The sequence below is a fragment of the Stagnimonas aquatica genome, from assembly GCF_003730135.1.
Classification (GTDB): domain Bacteria; phylum Pseudomonadota; class Gammaproteobacteria; order Nevskiales; family Nevskiaceae; genus Stagnimonas; species Stagnimonas aquatica.
This window is the reverse complement of record NZ_RJVO01000002.1, coordinates 341,899-357,556: the sequence shown is the minus strand read 5'-3', so window position 1 is coordinate 357,556 and position 15,658 is coordinate 341,899. Positions and strand designations below refer to the sequence as shown.

General features: G+C 68.0%; 13 protein-coding genes. 3 read left to right on the top strand and 10 right to left on the bottom strand.

The window, feature by feature from the left end; translation table 11 throughout:
- Nucleotides 1-76: 76 nt before the first annotated feature.
- On the bottom strand, nt 77-1,219 hold the full coding sequence (locus ED208_RS06110) for a metallophosphoesterase (protein WP_123210987.1): 1,143 nt from the start codon (nt 1,217-1,219) through the stop codon (nt 77-79).
- Between the two features lie 77 nt (nt 1,220-1,296).
- Between ED208_RS06110 and ED208_RS06105 the strand changes: the two genes are divergently transcribed.
- Nucleotides 1,297-1,896, top strand: coding sequence for an LON peptidase substrate-binding domain-containing protein (locus tag ED208_RS06105; protein ID WP_123210986.1), 600 nt, complete (start codon nt 1,297-1,299; stop codon nt 1,894-1,896).
- A 117-nt stretch (nt 1,897-2,013) separates the two neighbouring features.
- On the opposite strand, the gene ED208_RS06100 is transcribed toward ED208_RS06105, so the two are convergent.
- The 3 genes from ED208_RS06100 to ED208_RS06090 all read right to left on the bottom strand — a co-directional run bounded on the left by ED208_RS06100 (nt 2,014) and on the right by ED208_RS06090 (nt 7,093).
- Nucleotides 2,014-3,009: an IS30 family transposase gene (locus tag ED208_RS06100; protein WP_123210985.1), complete on the bottom strand. Its 996-nt coding sequence runs from the start codon at nt 3,007-3,009 to the stop codon at nt 2,014-2,016.
- Nucleotides 3,010-3,347: 338 nt separating this feature from the next.
- Nucleotides 3,348-5,045, bottom strand: coding sequence for a M28 family metallopeptidase (locus ED208_RS06095; RefSeq protein WP_123210984.1), 1,698 nt, complete (start codon nt 5,043-5,045; stop codon nt 3,348-3,350).
- Between the two features lie 14 nt (nt 5,046-5,059).
- On the bottom strand, nt 5,060-7,093 hold the full coding sequence (locus ED208_RS06090; protein ID WP_123210983.1) for a S9 family peptidase: 2,034 nt from the start codon (nt 7,091-7,093) through the stop codon (nt 5,060-5,062).
- 101 nt (nt 7,094-7,194) lie between these two features.
- Between ED208_RS06090 and ED208_RS06085 the strand changes: the two genes are divergently transcribed.
- Nucleotides 7,195-8,907 (top strand): peptide MFS transporter, encoded by a 1,713-nt coding sequence (locus ED208_RS06085; protein ID WP_123210982.1) that lies wholly within the window; start codon nt 7,195-7,197, stop codon nt 8,905-8,907.
- Here ED208_RS06085 and ED208_RS06080 read toward each other — a convergent pair.
- The 4 genes from ED208_RS06080 to ED208_RS06065 form a co-directional block, all read right to left on the bottom strand.
- Entirely contained in the window at nt 8,867-10,381 is a 1,515-nt protein-coding gene (locus ED208_RS06080) for a trypsin-like serine peptidase (RefSeq protein ID WP_123210981.1), read from the bottom strand. The genes ED208_RS06085 and ED208_RS06080 overlap by 41 nt on opposite strands.
- Before the next feature lie 185 nt (nt 10,382-10,566).
- Nucleotides 10,567-11,922, bottom strand: coding sequence for a TolC family outer membrane protein (locus ED208_RS06075; RefSeq protein WP_158608462.1), 1,356 nt, complete (start codon nt 11,920-11,922; stop codon nt 10,567-10,569).
- Nucleotides 11,923-11,953: 31 nt separating this feature from the next.
- Nucleotides 11,954-12,268: a rhodanese-like domain-containing protein gene (locus ED208_RS06070; RefSeq protein WP_123210979.1), complete on the bottom strand. Its 315-nt coding sequence runs from the start codon at nt 12,266-12,268 to the stop codon at nt 11,954-11,956.
- Nucleotides 12,269-12,373: 105 nt separating this feature from the next.
- On the bottom strand, nt 12,374-13,360 hold the full coding sequence (locus ED208_RS06065; protein ID WP_123210978.1) for a helix-turn-helix transcriptional regulator: 987 nt from the start codon (nt 13,358-13,360) through the stop codon (nt 12,374-12,376).
- Nucleotides 13,361-13,495: 135 nt separating this feature from the next.
- On the opposite strand from ED208_RS06065, the gene ED208_RS06060 reads away from it, so the two are divergent.
- The gene (locus tag ED208_RS06060) at nt 13,496-13,990 is read left to right on the top strand and encodes an Mpo1 family 2-hydroxy fatty acid dioxygenase (RefSeq protein ID WP_123210977.1); all 495 of its coding nucleotides are present in this window, start codon (nt 13,496-13,498) and stop codon (nt 13,988-13,990) included.
- 7 nt (nt 13,991-13,997) lie between these two features.
- Here ED208_RS06060 and ED208_RS06055 read toward each other — a convergent pair whose 3' ends face one another.
- Together ED208_RS06055 and ED208_RS06050 are read right to left on the bottom strand one after the other, a co-directional pair.
- A complete protein-coding gene (locus ED208_RS06055; RefSeq protein WP_123210976.1) occupies nt 13,998-14,774 on the bottom strand; it encodes a hypothetical protein in 777 nt (258 codons plus the stop codon).
- 106 nt (nt 14,775-14,880) lie between these two features.
- Complete coding sequence (locus ED208_RS06050; RefSeq protein ID WP_123210975.1) at nt 14,881-15,648, bottom strand: 3-hydroxyacyl-CoA dehydrogenase; 768 nt, start codon at nt 15,646-15,648, stop codon at nt 14,881-14,883.
- Between the last annotated feature and the right edge of the window lie 10 nt (nt 15,649-15,658).

Genomic DNA, 15,658 nt, shown 5'->3' with positions numbered 1-15,658 from the left:
GCCGGCCCCATCGGCCGAATGCAGTAGCCGGGCGACAAATACGGCGGAGGACAGCCGCCTGGCGCGGCGCCGGCGCTCAGGCCGCGATCAGCCGCAGCAGGGTGATCTCGGAAGGCGCGCCGAAGCGCAGCGGCGGTCCCCAGTAGCCGGTGCCGCGACTGGTGTAGACCCAGAGCTGGCGCAACCGGCGCAGCCCGGCGGTAAAGGGCTGTTGCAGGGGCACGAAGAAGTTCCAGGGCAGGAACTGGCCGCCGTGGGTGTGGCCGGAGAGTTGCAGGTGGTAGCCGGCCTCGGCGGCCTGCGGTGCCGAGCGCGGCTGGTGCGCCAGCAGCAGGCGCAGGTCCACCTGCGCGGGCGCGTCGGCGAGGGCGCCGGCGGGATCGCTGTGATGGTCCGGGTGGAAGTGGCCTGCCGAGTAGTCGGTGACGCCCGCGACCAGCAACTGGGCGCCATCGTGGTCGAGCACCCGGTGTTCGTTCATCAGCACCCGCAGGCCCAGGCGCCGCCACTCCGCCACCCAGGCCTCGGCGCCGGAGTAGTACTCGTGGTTGCCGGTGACCGCATAGACGCCGTGGCGCGCCTTGAGCTCGCCGAGCGGTGCGACGTGCGGGCGCAGGCGGGCGACGCTGCCATCGACCACGTCGCCGGTGATCGCCACCAGATCGGCCTTCAGGCCGTTGACCCGCCGGACGATGGCGTCGAGATAGCCACGGCGGATGGTGTGGCCGACATGGATGTCGCTGATCTGCGCGATGTGGAAGCCGGCCAGTGCTGCCGGCAGTCCGGTGATCGGCACCTCGACGGTCACCACCCGCGCCAGCCGGCGGGCGTTGAAATAGCCGACCAGGCTGACCAGCGCGCTGAGCAGCACCACCGCCTGCGCCGAGACGACGCGCAGTGGCGCGCCGGCCCAGGCCGCCGGCAGCAGCGGTGCCGCGAGCAGCAGCAGGTCGCGCAGGACCGTGAGCACCAGCAGCGAGGAGAACACGCCCATCGCCAGATAGCCCAGCCAGGCCAGGGCATCGGCCAGCCAGTGCGGCCTGAGGCCGCGCAACAGCAGCAGAGGCGCCGGCGTGGCGAGGGTGGAGACCGCCAGCCAGAGCAGGCCGAGGACGAGGCCGGTCTGACCCCAGGGCAGATCCGGCAGCAGGCGCCAGCCGACATAGGCATGCAGCAGGGCGCTGATCAGGCCGAGAACCAGGAGAGCTTTACGGGGCATGCCAACGACTATTGGAGCGGCGCGGCGGCGATTCAATGGCGTAGGCTAAATGCGGAAGCCAGAACCCGGGACCGCGCATGGAGCCGCAGACACTGCTGGAGATTCCGATCTTCCCGCTGACCACGGTGCTGTATCCGGCCGGGAGGCTGCCGCTGCGCATCTTCGAGCCGCGCTATGTGGAGATGACCAAGGCCTGCTTGCGCGACCAGAGCCCGTTCGGCGTGGCGCTGATCCGCGCCGGTTACGAGGTGGGTCAGCCGGCGATCCCCTGCGACTGGGGTTGCACCGCGCGCATCGCCGACTGGGACATGCCGGTGCCCAGCCAGTTCCGGCTGCTGGCGCGCGGCGAAAGCCGCTTCCGCATCCGCCGCCGCTGGACCGAGGCCGACGGCCTGATCCGCGCCGAGGTCGAACTGGCCGAGCCGCCCGATCCTCTGGAACTGCCAGAGCGCTACCGCCTGCTCGGCCAGTTGCTGGAGCGGCTGGTCCGCGAGCTGGGTGCCGAAAATTTTCCCCAGCCGGCGCGCTTCGACGATGCCGCCTGGGTGGCCTACCGCCTCTGCGAGCTGCTGCCGGTGGCACCGGAGCGCAAGCAGCAACTGCTGGAGGAGTCCGACCCGCAACGGCTGTTGCAGGCCATCGAGGACTATGTGCAGCGGCTGCCGGAAGAGGATTAGGGCTAGCGCCGTTCAGATGGTGATCTGGCGGGTCTCCTTCCCCCGCCTGCGGGGGAAGGCCGGGATGGGGGCGAACCCTAGAGCATTTTTCGTTTAAGTGCAGATATCGAACTGCTGTCATTCCGGCGCAAGCCGGAAGGTGGATTCACAGTTGGAATGCAACACTTTGGCAAAAGCTTGGGCGGGCGTTTGGAAGCCCAGGCATTTGCGCGGGGTGTGATTGTAGAGAAGGGCGGCGAGCTGAATTTGTTCGGGAGGGAGCGTGGACAAATCGGTTTTGCGCGGCAGGAATCGACGGAGCTGGCCGTTGGCATTTTCGATGCCCCCTTTTTGCCACTGCGCGTGCGGATCGCAGAAGAAGGTTTTCAGGCCCAGGCGTTCGTTGAGCGTGTAATGCCGCGCGAATTCGGTGCCGTTATCGAAGGTCAGCGTGCGTCGAAGGGTGGGCGGTAGAGGCGCGAGCAAGTCATGCAGTCGGTGGGCGACGGGCTCTGCCGCCTTGCTCGCCAAGGCGGCGACCGCCGTAAACCGGGTGCTGCGCTCATGCAGTGTCAGCACCGCCTGTCCGTATCGGGAAAACAGCATCAAGTCGGCTTCCCAGTGTCCGGGCTGCTGGCGGTCGTTGGCCTGGGCCGGCCGTTTTTTCACGGAAATCCGCTGCTGGATGTGCTCGACCGGGGAGCCGCCGCGAGCAGGGCGCCGGCCCCGCTGGCTCTTCCCGCGCGGCAGGTAGTGACGCCAAGCGTAGTGGTTGGTACGGCGGATCTGGGCGTCGATGAAGCGGTAGATGCTCTCGTAGCTGATCCGGTGATCCAGCCGGGCGGAAGCCTGCTCTGGTGAGAAGCCCTGGCGTAGACAGTCGAGGACTTCCGCTTGCAGACCTTCGTCACGTAGCAGGCGGCTGCCTTGCCAGCGGCGCGCGCCGGCTTGTTCCTGGGCATAAACCGGCTGATAGCCCTTCTGACGGCTGGTATTGCGTTTCAACTCCCTCGATACGCTCGACGGCGAGCAATCCAGAGCTGCCGCGATTTGCCGCAACGATTCCCCCGCTTCGCGACGCCGGGCCAGTTCACATCGCTCTTCCAGACCAAACTGCTTGAACTTCGTTCCCATCGCAGCACCCCCAAAACGCCCTCAGGGTGTTGCATTTCGTTTGTGAATTCAGGGAATCCAGTCCCAGCAACGATTTCCCAGGCTGAAGTACTGGATACCGGCTTTCGCCGGTATGACGATGCATATGGACGTAAATCGAAAATGCTCTAGCGGCGGTGCCTTCGCGGAGCGCGCGTCATAGCGCCGAACGCTCGGCTTGTCGCCCTCACCCTAAGCCTCCCCCGCGCGCGGGGGAGGGGACTGGTTCGTGTTGAGCCAATGAGTGCTCCGAGGCCGGCGGCGGACAAAAAAAACGGGCCGCGTAGTGCGGCCCGTGATTGCTTCGCGTAACGAACGGCTCAGGGCGCCCAGGATGCCAGCGAGGCCTCGCGGATCGCCTTGAACTCCGAGCCCGGCTTCCACTCGGCGCTCGCCGTACCCTGCGCCAGGCGGTAGCCGACCTCGAACAGCGCCTGCATGTCCTGCGCGGCGCCGTCGAGGTTCCAGTCTTCGCGCACTTCGTCGCTGACGTTGTGGTAGCTGTTGCTGGTGAAGACCTTGTTCTTCTCCGCCAGCCAGCCTTCCGGCTGGCCGATGGCCTGGCTGCCCCGGCAGGCGTAGAGGCCGGGCACGCCGACCTTGGCGAACTCGAACTGATCAGAGCGGTAGTAGCTGCCCTTCTCCGGCTGCGCGTCCGGCACGGTGATGCGGCCACGGTCGGCGAGCACCGCCGCCAGCGTGTCCTCCAGCGTCGTCTGGCCGGAGCCGACCACCTGCAAGTCCTTGGTCGGGCCCCAGGGATTGAGCGCGTCCATGTTGATGACCGCGCTGGTCAGCGGCAGCGGGTAGAGCGGGTTCTTGGCGTAATGACGCGAGCCGAGCAGACCCTGCTCCTCCGCAGTCACCGCCAGGAACAGCACCGAGCGCTTCGGCGCCGAGGGCAGCGCCTTGTAGGCCTTGGCGATCTCCAAGAGGCCGGCGACGCCGGAGGCGTTGTCCACCGCGCCGTTGAAGATCTGGTCGCCCTGCAAATGACTGTCGCGGCCGAGGTGGTCCCAGTGCGCGGTGTAGATGACCGTCTCCGCCGCCAGCTTGGGATCGCTGCCCGGCAGGCGCGCGACGATGTTGTGCGACTCCACCGTGCGCACTTCATTGCGGATGCTGAAGTTGGCCTTGGCCTTGATCGACACCGGCTGGAAGTTGGGATGCGCGGCGTCCTGCTTCAGCTCGTCGTAGTCGCGGCCGCCGGCAGCGAACAGCTCGCGCGCCTTGTCCACGGTGATCCAGGCCTGCACCGGCACCCGGCTCATGTTCTTGTCGGGTGCGGCCAGCTCGAACTGCTCGCCGGTCCAGGAGTGCTCGACCACGCTCCAGGGATAGGCCGCCGGTTCGGTCTCGTGGACGATGATGACGGCGGCCGCGCCGAGCTTGCTGCCGATCTCGAACTTGTAGGTCCAGCGGCCGTAGTAGGTCATGCCCTTGCCGGCGAACTTCTTCGGGTCGAGCTGGCCGTCGGCGCCGCGCACCGGCGGGTCGTTGATCAGCATCACCAGGGTCTTGCCCTTGACGTTGAGGCCCTTGTAGTCGTCCCAGTCGTATTCCGGCGCCTGCACGCCGTAGCCGACGAACACCAGGTTGGAATTGCTCACCGTCACTTCCGGCAGGAAGCGCGCGGTGGCGGCGACGAAATCCTTGCCCGGGGTCATCGCCAGCGTGGTCTTGCCGGCCTGGAAGCTCAGCGTGGGCGTGCCGTTGATGCCGACCAGGGGCACGTCCTGCACATAGCGGCCGTCGGGATTGCCGGCTTGCAGGCCCAGCGCCTTGAACTGCTCGCTGAGGTAGGCGACGGTCTTGTCCTCACCCGGCGTGCCGGGCAGCCGGCCCTCGAAGGCGTCAGAGGCGAGCACGCCGATGTGGCGGCCCAGGCCGGCGGCGCTGATCGCCTGGGCGGCGATCTGTTCGGGCGGAGTCGCCGGTTCCGGCAGCGGATACGGCGTAGGCGCCGCGCAGGCGACGAAGCCGGCGGTGAGCGCCGCGAGACTGAGCTTCTTGAGCATCGATTGATCCTTGATTACTTCAGCCACTGCGCCAGCCAGGCTTCGACGGTCTGGTGCCATTGCACGCTGTTCTGCGGCTTCAGCACCCAGTGGTTCTCGTCCGGAAACACCAGGAACTGGCTGGGCACGCCGCGCCGCTGCAAGGCGGTGAAGGCGGCGAGGCCCTGCTCCAGCGGAATCCGGTAGTCCTTGGCGCCGTGGATCACCAGCATCGGCGTCTTCCAGTTGTTCACGAAGTTGACCGGGTTGTGCTTCTCGTAGGCGGCCGGCGCCTCGTAGGGCGTGCCCTTGTGCTCCCATTCGTCGAACCACAGCTCTTCGGTGCTGTAGCCCATGCTGCGGTTATCGAACACGCCGCAGTGGGTGACGATGGCCTTGAAGGCATCCGGCCAGTTGCCGGCGATCCAGTTCATCATGTAGCCGCCGTAGCTGGCGCCCAGCGCGGCGGCCTTGTTGCCGTCGAGAAAGTCGTAGCTCTTCAGCGCGTGCGCCCAGCCCTTTTGCAGATCCTCGAAGGGCTTGCCGCCCCAGTCGCCAGAGATCGAATCGGTGAATGCCTGGCCGTAGCCGGTGGAACCGTGGAAGTCGATGAACACCACCGCGTAGCCGGCGCCGGCATAGGTCTGCGGATTCCAGCGGTAGTGGAAGTGGTTGCCCATGCTGCCCTGCGGACCGCCGTGGACGATGAAGGCCACCGGGTACTTCTTGCCCTTCTTGTAGTTGGCCGGCTTCACCACGTAGCCGTACACGGTTTCCTCGTTCCAGCCCTTGAAGCTGAACTGCTCGTAGGCGCCGAACTTGAGGTTCGACAGCGTGGTGGCGTTGTGGGCGGTGAGCGGCTTCAGGCCGCTGGCATCGACCAGCTTGAGATCGGTGGGGCGGTCGAGGGTGTTGTGCGCGACCACCGGGCCGCGCGCGCTCAGGGTGAAGCCTTCCACCGTGCCGGGGCCGGTGAGCGGGCTGACCTTGCCGCTGGCGACCTCGATGGCGAACAGCTTGTTCTGGCCCAGCTCATCGGCCTTGGTGTAGAGCGTCTTGCCGTCGGCGGACCAGACCAGGGTCTCGGCCGAGCGGTCCCAGTCGGCAGCCAGCTCGCGGCTCTGGCCGCTGGCGAGGTCGCGCAGGATGATCGCGTAGCGGTCGGCCTCGAAGCCGGCGCGCTTCATGGCGCGGTAGGCGAGGGTCTTGCCGTCCGGCGAGACCACCGGGCCGACATCGGTCGCCGGGTTGCCGGCGGTGAGGTTGCTCGGCTTCTTCGAGCCGTCGGCGGGCACGCTCCAGACATCGAGGTTGGTGCTCCAGGCCTCGGTCTTGCCGGCCAGTCGCAGCGAGAAGTACAGGGTCTTGCCGTCCGGCGAAAAGCTGAATTCCTCGGCGCCGCCGAAGGGCTTGGAGGGGGCGTCACCGTCGAGGTTCTGGCTCAGCGGCAGCGGCTCGCCGACTGCGATGCCGTCCTTGAGTGCGAGCGCGAACAACTGGTTGCGGGCGCCGCTGGCCCAGGTATCCCAGTGGCGCACGAACAGCTTGTCGTGCAACTGCCCGGCGCTGGGATTCTTCTCGGCCTTGTCGAGGCGCTCCTTGGTCTCAGCCAGGGTCTTGGCGTCGGGGAACACTTCCAGCGCCACCGCGATGCGGTCACCGGTCGGGGACAGCGTGTAGGCCACCACGTCCAGCGGCAGGTCGCTGACCTGCTGGGCTTCGCCGCCGGTGAGGCTCAGCTTCCAGACCTGCGAGGAGCCGGAGCGGCTCGAGAGGAAGTAGAGATCGCCATTGGCCGCCCACTGGGCGCTGTCGCTGCTGCCCTTGCCGCCGGTGAGCGGACGGCTCTTGCCGCTGGCGAGATCGAGCAGCCAGAGCGAGCGCACGCCCTTGTTGGCCTCGTAGTCGGTCTTGCGCAGGGTGTAGACGATGCGCTGGCCGTCGGGCGAGGCGACCGGATCACTGACCCGCTCGAAGCGGACCAGCTCGTTGTAGGTAAAGGGCTGGGGAGCGCTCATGGCAACAGTGGCGGTGGCCGCGAGACTGGCGGCGAGGAGTAGGCGTTTCATCGAAGGGAGAAGGCAAGGCGTGCGGGGCACGAACGGGTCGATGTTACGTTTTCGCGTCGCGGCATGGCTACACTCGGGGCATCCCCCTTTTGTCTTCCCCCATGACCGCCACCGCCCACGCGCACACGGACTTCCTCGGCCACCCCAAGGGCGTCTACGTCTGCTTCTTCACCGAGATGTGGGAGCGCTTCAGCTTCTACGGCATGAAGGCGCTGCTGCTGCTCTACGTGCTCAAGTACCACCTGTTCAGCGACGACGCCGGCTACGACCTGCTGGGCGCCTACGGGGGCCTGGTCTACGCGGTGCCGGTGATCGGCGGCCTGGTGGCCGACCGCTACCTGGGCATGCGCAAGGCGGTGATCTACGGCGGCGTGCTGCTGGTGCTCGGGCACCTGGGCATGGCCTACGAGGGCCACGCGGCCCGGCTGGTCGACGGCGTGGTGGTGCGCGATCAGTTCGCGCTCCAGGTGTTCTACCTGTCGCTGGCGCTGATCATCATGGGTGTCGGCTTTCTCAAGCCCAATATTTCCACCATCGTCGGCAAGCTCTACCCGGAGAGCGATCCGCGCCGCGATGGCGGCTTCACCCTGTTCTACGCCGGCATCAATGTCGGCGCGCTGTTCGCCAGCCTGATCTGTGCCTTTCTTGGCGAGACCTATGGCTGGAAGTACGGTTTCGGTGCCGCCGGCATTGGCATGCTCGCCGGCCTGGGCATGTTCCTCTGGGGGCAGAAGTATCTACAGGGTCATGCCGAGCCGAACGATCCGGCCAGGCTGAAGGAGAAGGTCGGGCCGCTGAACCGCGAATGGCTGATCTACCTCGCCGGCTTCGGCGGCGTCGCCCTGGTCTGGCAGTTGATCCAGCGCACCTGGACCGTGCACGGCGCCATGCACCTGATCGCGCTCGGCTTCCTGGCCTGGTTCGTCTGGTACCTGGTGCGTCATTGCTCCAAGGTGGAGCGCGCGCAGATGCTGACCCTGGTGGTGCTGATCGTCGGCGTGCTGATCTTCTTCACCCTCTACGAGCAGACCTACGGCTCCTGGATCACCTTCACCGACCGCCTGCTGACCAAGGAGCTGTTCGGCCTCGACGCCGGCGCGGTCGGCCATCTGCCCTGGGCGCTGTACTCGCTGGTCGCCTCGCCGCCGCTGATGATCGTGGCACTCGCCGCCAGCGACCGCGGCCGCAAGGGCCTGGCGCTGGCGATGGTCGGCCTGCTGGTGCTGGGGCTGGTGATCGCCATCGTCCACGACATCGTGCTGGTGCCGCAGACTGCCGGTTCGCTGACCTTCCTCGGCGCCTTCTTCATCGTCGCGCTGGCGCCGGTGTTCTCCTGGCTCTGGCCCTGGCTGGAGCGGCGCGGCCTCAACCCCAGCAAGCCGGCGAAGATGGCGATTGGCCTGGCGGTGGCCGGCTTGTCGTTTCTGCCGATGATCGCCGCTGCCAAGGCCGCCGCCGGTGGCGAACTGGCCAGCGTCTGGTGGCTGGTGCTGGCCTATTTCGTCCTGGAGATCGGCGAGATGTGCCTCTCGCCCATCGGCCTGTCGGCCGTCACCCAGTTGTCGGTGGCCAAGGTCGTGGGCTTGATGATGGGCGCCTTCTGGCTGGCGACCGCCTACTCCGAGGTGCTGGCCGCGCAGTTCGGCAAGCTGGCCTCCATCGAGATTCCCGAGGGCAGCACGCTCGACTTCGCCCAGGCCTCGGCCGGCTATGTGCAGCTGTTCGAGCTGATGGCAGCGGTCGGCATCGGCGCCGGCCTGCTCTACGCCCTGGCTACGCCGCGGCTGCGGCGCGGCATGCACGGCGTGAAATAGCCAGCAGCGCCAGCCCGGCCAACAGTGCCGGGCCGGGGCTGCCGCCGCCGCCGTCGCCGGAATCCGGGGCGCAGGAGCTACCGTCAGATGGGGGCGGGTCGCTACAGGCGGTCACCGGCGAGGCGCTGCCGGGATTCTTGCCGCTCAGGGTCAGGCAGCCGCTGCTATTGGGGTCCAGATGCGCCTTGAGCTGGCCGCTGCCGCTGCTGTTCGCCGTCCAGCCGCGCTCCAGACGGGCGAAGTAGTCCGGCTCCGAGCGCGCGCTGCAGGAGGCGCCGCCGCCGGACAGCACGCCGACCACCCGGTGATCCTGGTTCCACAGCGCTGCACCGGAAGACCCCGCCTCGGTGGTGCCCTGCGTCCAGACCACCCGCCAGGCGTCGACCGTGAAGAAACTGCTGCAGCTGTCGTTCTGACAGATGCGGTTGTTGTCCGCAGGTGTTGCTGCCGAGTTGTAGACAGAGATTTTCTTCTCGTCGCCACTGGGGTGGTGGATGGCGACGCCGCACTGCGGCGCGACGCCGCTGCGGGCGTCCCAGCCGGCGTAGTAGGCGTTGTAGGTGCTGGGCGGCTTGCTGGCGAGGGTGAACAGGGTGAAGTCCGAGTTCTCGTCACGGGCCAGGAAGCTCGCGCCAGCGAGGTTCTGGTCGGTGCGGCCGTTTTGGTTGCCGCCGCAAGTGCCGGACTGGAGATTGAAGTAGGCGGTCACCGTGCGGACATTGCTGCTGCGGATGCCGCAGTGGTTGGCGGTGAGGATCAGCGGCCGGTCGTCCTGCGCGGTGTTGCTGACCAGCGAGCCGCTGCACAGGCTGACCCCGGCGGTGGACAGCAGCACAGTGGAGCGGATCTCGCTGCGCCAGTCGTTGCCGGCGCTGCACACCACGTCGATATTGCAACTGCCGGAGTCGCTGCCGATCGAGGCCTTGGGTTCGACGCCATCCGCTGAAGTCAGGCTGCGGAAGCCGTGGAAGGCCTCGGCGACGGCCAGGTGCAACTCCGGGGTGGCGTCCATCGGGAGCTGCACCTCCAGCACCGCCTCGCTGGCGCGCACCACCGGCAGCCACAGCTCGCCCTGGTAGATGGCGGCGCTGTCGCGGTCGTAGGGGCCCTGGCGGTCACCGCTGCCGCTGGCGTCGTACAGCCAGAGCTGGGCGCCCTGCGGCAGATTCAGCTCGCGCAGGTGCAGGCTCAGGGAGCGTGCGCCGTCGGAGGCGATGCGCAGGCGCCAGCGCGCCAGGCCGGTCTCGGTCTGGTCCCAGGCGCCGCTGCGCTGATCCAGGTTCAAGGGCTCCGCCACCGCGTACCGCAGCGGATCGCCTTGCACCCGGCCGATCTCGGCCCGCACCTCGGCCGGCGTCAGCAGGGTCTGCGGTACCGCCGTCAGTGCCAGCCGCTGCGAGGCCTTGGCCGGGGTCAGCACCGCCGAGGCCAGAGCAAGGCTCAGCAACAGCGGGGTCGGCAGCGACGTTCGCATGGGAATCTCCTGATCGGGGCGGACAAGCCAGGGCGATCCACCCTAGCCGGACGACGGGCGTTCCGGCCACCCCTGGCGATGGTCGGTCCGGCCGCCGGGGCCGGGAGGTGCGTGCCACCCCAACGAAACGGGCCGCCTGCCGCAATGGATGCGGCAGGCGGCCCGGGGGTCGTAGCGGCAGAGGTTCAGCCGCCAACCAGCAGGCGGTCGATCTCGGCCAGGTCGGCCTCGACCAGGCGGCCGGCGTAGGCCTTCAGTTGCAGCACCGACAGCAGATAGTCATAGCGGGCGCGGGCGTAGTCGCGCTCGGCGGAGTAGAGCTGCTGCTGGGCGTTGAGTACGTCGATGGAGGTGCGGGCACCGACCTGCAGGCCGACTTCGCTGGCTTCCAGCGCGGTCTTGGACGAGATCACCGCCTGCTTGTAGGCCTTCACCCGGGCGATGCCCGAGAGCACGCCCTGGTAGGCGTCGCCGGTCTGGCGCTCGGCGGTACGGGTGGCGCTTTCCAGTTGTGCCTGGCGCTGGCTGGAGGTGCTGCTCGCCGCCTTGACGCCGGCGCGCACCGCGCCGCCGGCGAACAGCGGCAGCTTGGCGACCACGCCGATCGAGGTGCCCTCGCTGTCGCGCGGGAAGGTGCCGACACCCGAGTAGTCCACGTCGGAGTCGGAGTTGCTGTAGCTGCCTTGCAGGCTCAGCGTCGGCAGATGGCCGGCCTGGGCGATCTGGATGTCCTTCTTGGCGATCTCGGCCTGCAGGCGTGCGGCGAGCACGCTGAGGTTGTCCTTGCGCGCGGCTTCAATCCAGGTCGCCGGGGTCTGCGGATCCGGGCCGGCCAGCGGCATGTCCTCGGGGACGGCGCCGGAGGCGTTGTCGGTGCCGCCGGTGGTCTCGGCCAGCACCCGGCGGGCGCTGGACAGCGCGGTCTCGGCGTTGATCAGCGAGGCCACGGTCAGGTCGTAGCGGGCCTGGGCTTCCTGCACGTCGGTGATCGCCGACAGGCCTACTTCGAAGCGCTGCTTGGACTGCTCCAACTGGCGGCCCACGGCCTGGTTTTCCGCCTGCGAGAAGCGCAGGGTGTCGGCGGCGGCCAGCACGTTGAAGTAGGCGGTGGCGACCCGCAGGATCAGGTCCTGCTGCGAGGCGCGGTAGCCGGTCTCGGCCAGCGCCACCTGATCGGTGGACTGGCGCAGCTTCTGGATCGCCGACCAGTCGAAGATCGACTGGGTCAGGCTCACTCCGTAAGCGCTGGTCTTGGTTTCGACGTCGGTATTGTTGCCGCTCGAACTGCCCGAGCCGGACGAACTGGCATCGGTTCCGCTGGTGTTGTTTTGCGTGTAGGACGCCTGCGCACCGATCTGCGGCAGCAGGTTGGCCATGGCCAGCGGCTTGGCCTGCAGGGCGGCATCGCGCTGGAACTGCGCGGCCTGGAAGGTTTTGTCATTGGCCAGGGCCTGCTGGTAGACGTCGAGCAGGGCATTGGCCTGGGCGGCGGTGGCGCAGCAGCCGGCGGCGAGGGCAACGGCGTAGCGGGTCAGGCGCATGGCGAGTCCGGAAGTGTGTTGATGGGGATGCTCAGTAGCGGGGGATGGTCGCATCGACGCTGCACGACCAGGCGTCGATGCCACCGTCGAGGCTCAAGACCTCGGGGTAGCCATTGCGTTCCAGAAACCGCGCGGCAGTCTGGCTGCGCACGCCGTGGTGGCACATCGCCACCAGCGGCTTGTCCTTGGGCAGCTCGGTGTGGCGCGCCGGCAGTTCGTGCAGGGGGATCAGCACCGCGCCCGGCAGGCTGGCCGCCTCGATCTCGTCCGGCAGGCGCACGTCGAGCAGGGTGACGGCACCCTGGTCGAGCAGGGGCTTCAAGTCTTGCGGGCTGATGATTTGCATGGCGGGTAGTGTGGCCTTGGCGGGTCGGATGCGCGAACCCGGCGGAAAGTTTATAGACCGCGCCGGCTGATTTCCCGGTGGCCTTTGTCAGCCACTCGCCGGCGCTCAGTCCTCGGCTGGAACCTCGGCATGAATCAGGTCGGCCAGCTCGGTGCGGCTGGCGACGCCCAGCTTGCGGTAGATGCGGTACAGGTGGTTGGCGACTGTCGAGGGTGCCACGCCGATCTTGCGCGCCGCCTGCTTGAACGACAGGCCGTGCGCCACCGCGATCACGATCTCGCGCTCGCGCTGGGTGAGCTTGTCGAGCGGGCCCGAGGGCCAGATGTGGACGATGTAGAGATCACCCATCGCCTCGCAGCGCACGCACAGGCTGCCGACGTTGCGGGTCTCGCCCGGGCCGGGCAAGGGGAACGGCAGGGTGCGCTGGCGATGGTCGGGAAAGTGCTGCTCCATCGCGTCGAGGAATCGCGGCTGGGCCTCGTGGAACTGGCCACGGACATCCACCACCGCCGCCATCGCCTGCGCCGGACGGTCTCGGTGGGTGCGGGCGAGATGGATGAAAAAGGAGTGCGAGACCGCGTTGAACAGGTGGTAGTTGAGGCGGCGCTGGATCGCCTTCTCGGCATCGGTGAAATGGGCGTTGCGATCACGCCGGTACAAGGACACCAGCGAGTAGAGGCCAGAGCGCGGGTCGACATGCACGGTGCCGAGAATGCGCTGGATGCCCACCGGCTCGAAGGCTTCGTGGTAGAGCCGCGACTGGAAGAACTGCTCGTCGGGGTAGACGCTGTCCATGGTGGTGGGCACTTCCGGCACCGCCAGCATCCTTCGGATCAGCGGGTTCTCGTCGGCGGTACGTTCCAGCCGCAGTGGGTAGTCTTCCGGGACATCGCGCAGGGTGACATTGTGGAAGCGGCGGCCTTCCCAGAAGCCGGTGCCCCAGAGCGCGGCGTCGTGCGGAACCACCGTGTTGATGCGGTCCAGCGCCCAGGCGCGGAATTCCGGCGGCGGTACCGCCAGCACCGAGCGGTACAGCTGGGCGATGACCCGGTCCACCGGGTCGGCGCTATCCGTGCGCGGAACGTCCACCATGCGCGAGCCATCTCCTTTACTGCGAAGCAATGCGATCCAAAGCCAGAGCCGCTTTTACTATCGTGGGCTCTGGGGGGCAAGCGGATACTGGAAAAAAAACGCCAGATGTAAAGTTGTCGTCGAGGAGACCGCGCCATGAAAACACTGCACCAGTGGCTGGACGAGTACAGCGCCAGCCACCGCAACCCCCGCAACAAGCTCACCCACTGGATCGGCATTCCGCTGATCGTGTTCGCCGTCTGGTGCGCGCTCAAGGCGATCCCGCTGGGCAATGAGCTGATCAACCCTGCCACCGCCTCCATTGCCATCTTCGTCGGCTACTACCTGCTGCTGTCCTGGCGGCTGGCCGCCGGCATGGCGCTGCTGTCGGCGGTGTTCTATGCCGGCGTGCTGAGCCTGCGCGACCTCAGCGGCGCCAATCTGATCTGGGTGGCGGCAGCGATCTTCCTGGTCGGCTGGGTGTTGCAGTTCATCGGTCACCACATCGAGGGCGCCAAGCCCTCGTTCTTCAAGGATCTGCAGTTCCTGCTGATCGGCCCCTTGTGGTTGCTGGCCGACCTCTACCAGCGCTTCGACATCCCCATGCTGGGGTCGCCACGGCCCGCGACGGTCGCCGAAGGCAAGCGCTGACCTCGGCTCAGGGCGCGGCGCGCTGCATGCGCCTGCGCGCCAGCGCCTGGATCGTTGCCGCCACTGCCAGCGCCAGGGCGAAGGCCAGACCCGCGCTCATCGCTGGCAGCGTCAGTGCCAGGATCAGGCAGAAGCCGGCGAAGGCGTAGTAGCCGTAGACCATCGCCCGCAGCAGCCGGATGCTGAAGCCGGCCCCGGCTTGATGGTGCGAGAACACCGCCAGCACGCTGGCCATCACCGGGAACATCGCCAGCAGGCCGCTCAGCCTTGGCCCCAGGGTTTCCGCGCCGCCGGTGACGCCCAGCACCAGCGCCGCAGCGGCGAGCATCCGCCAGAACAGATCACCGCGTGCCGTGCGCGAGGGGACGCTGTAGGGCGGCGGCGCGGGATAGGCGCCGGGCGCCAGCCACAGGGCCAGCAGCACGCTGCCGGCGGCCAGCCACAGCGGCGGCGTCCAGAGATTTAGCAGCGCCACCGCCAGCGCATAGGCGGCGAGGCTGATCAGCAGGCTGAGCGGCCAGCCGTGGCGCAGCGCGGCGCGGCAATAGGCGATGCCGAACACCAGGATCGCCAGCACCGCCGACAGCGTCGCCGCCGCCGCTTGCGCCGCGAAGTCCGCCCCGCGTTCCAGCGCCAGCAGCCAGAGGATGGGCGCCGAGACCACCGGGAAGGCCGACAGCCAGCCGGCCACCGCCGGACCCCAGCGCCGGCCGGCGGCGGTGATGCCGGCGATCAGGCTGGGGACCAGCAGCAGCTTCAGGAGCAGCAGGGAGTTCAGGGCCAAGGCTCGCGGGGCGGCGAATAAAGAAGGCGCGCCGGGTGAGGTCTCACCACGGCGCGCCCGGTTCTCGCTGTCGGCTCCGTGCCAGGCGCGGAGCCGCGCTGACGGCTTACTTCGGGGCCATGCGGATGGCGCCGTCGAGGCGGATGGTCTCGCCGTTGAGCATCGCGTTCTCGACGATCTGCTGCACCAGTTGCGCGTACTCCTCGGGGCGGCCGAGGCGGGCCGGGAAGGGCACGGTGGCTTCCAGCGAGGCGCGCACATTGGGCGCCATGCCGGCCATCATCGCGGTCTCGAAGATGCCGGGAGCGATGGTCATGATGCGGATGCCGAAACGGGCCAGCTCGCGGGCGATCGGCAGGGTCATGCCGACCACGCCGGCCTTGCTGGCGCTGTAGGCGGCCTGGCCGATCTGGCCGTCGAAGGCGGCGACGCTGGCGGTATTGATGATGACACCGCGCTCGCCACCCTCGTTGGGCTCCTGCTTGGCCATGGCGTCGGCGGCCAGGCGCAGCATGTTGAAGCTGCCGATCAGGTTGATCTGGATGGTGCGGGCAAAGCCTTCGAGGCTGTGCGGGCCGGTCTTGCCGACCACCCGGTCGCCGGTGGCGATGCCGGCGCAGTTGATGAGGCCGTGCAGGCCGCCGAAGGCGCTCTGTGCCAGCGCCACCGCCGCCTGGGCGTCGGCTTCGGAGGTGACGTTGACCTTGCAGAAGCGGGCGTGGTCGCCCAGCTCGGCGGCGAGCTGCTGGCCGAGGGCTTCGTTGAGGTCGGCGATCACCACCTTGCCGCCCAGGGCGACCAGACGGCGGGCGGTGGCGCCGCCCAGGCCGGAAGCCCCGCCGGTGACAATGAAGCTGGAACCTTCGATACGCATCTTGTTCTCC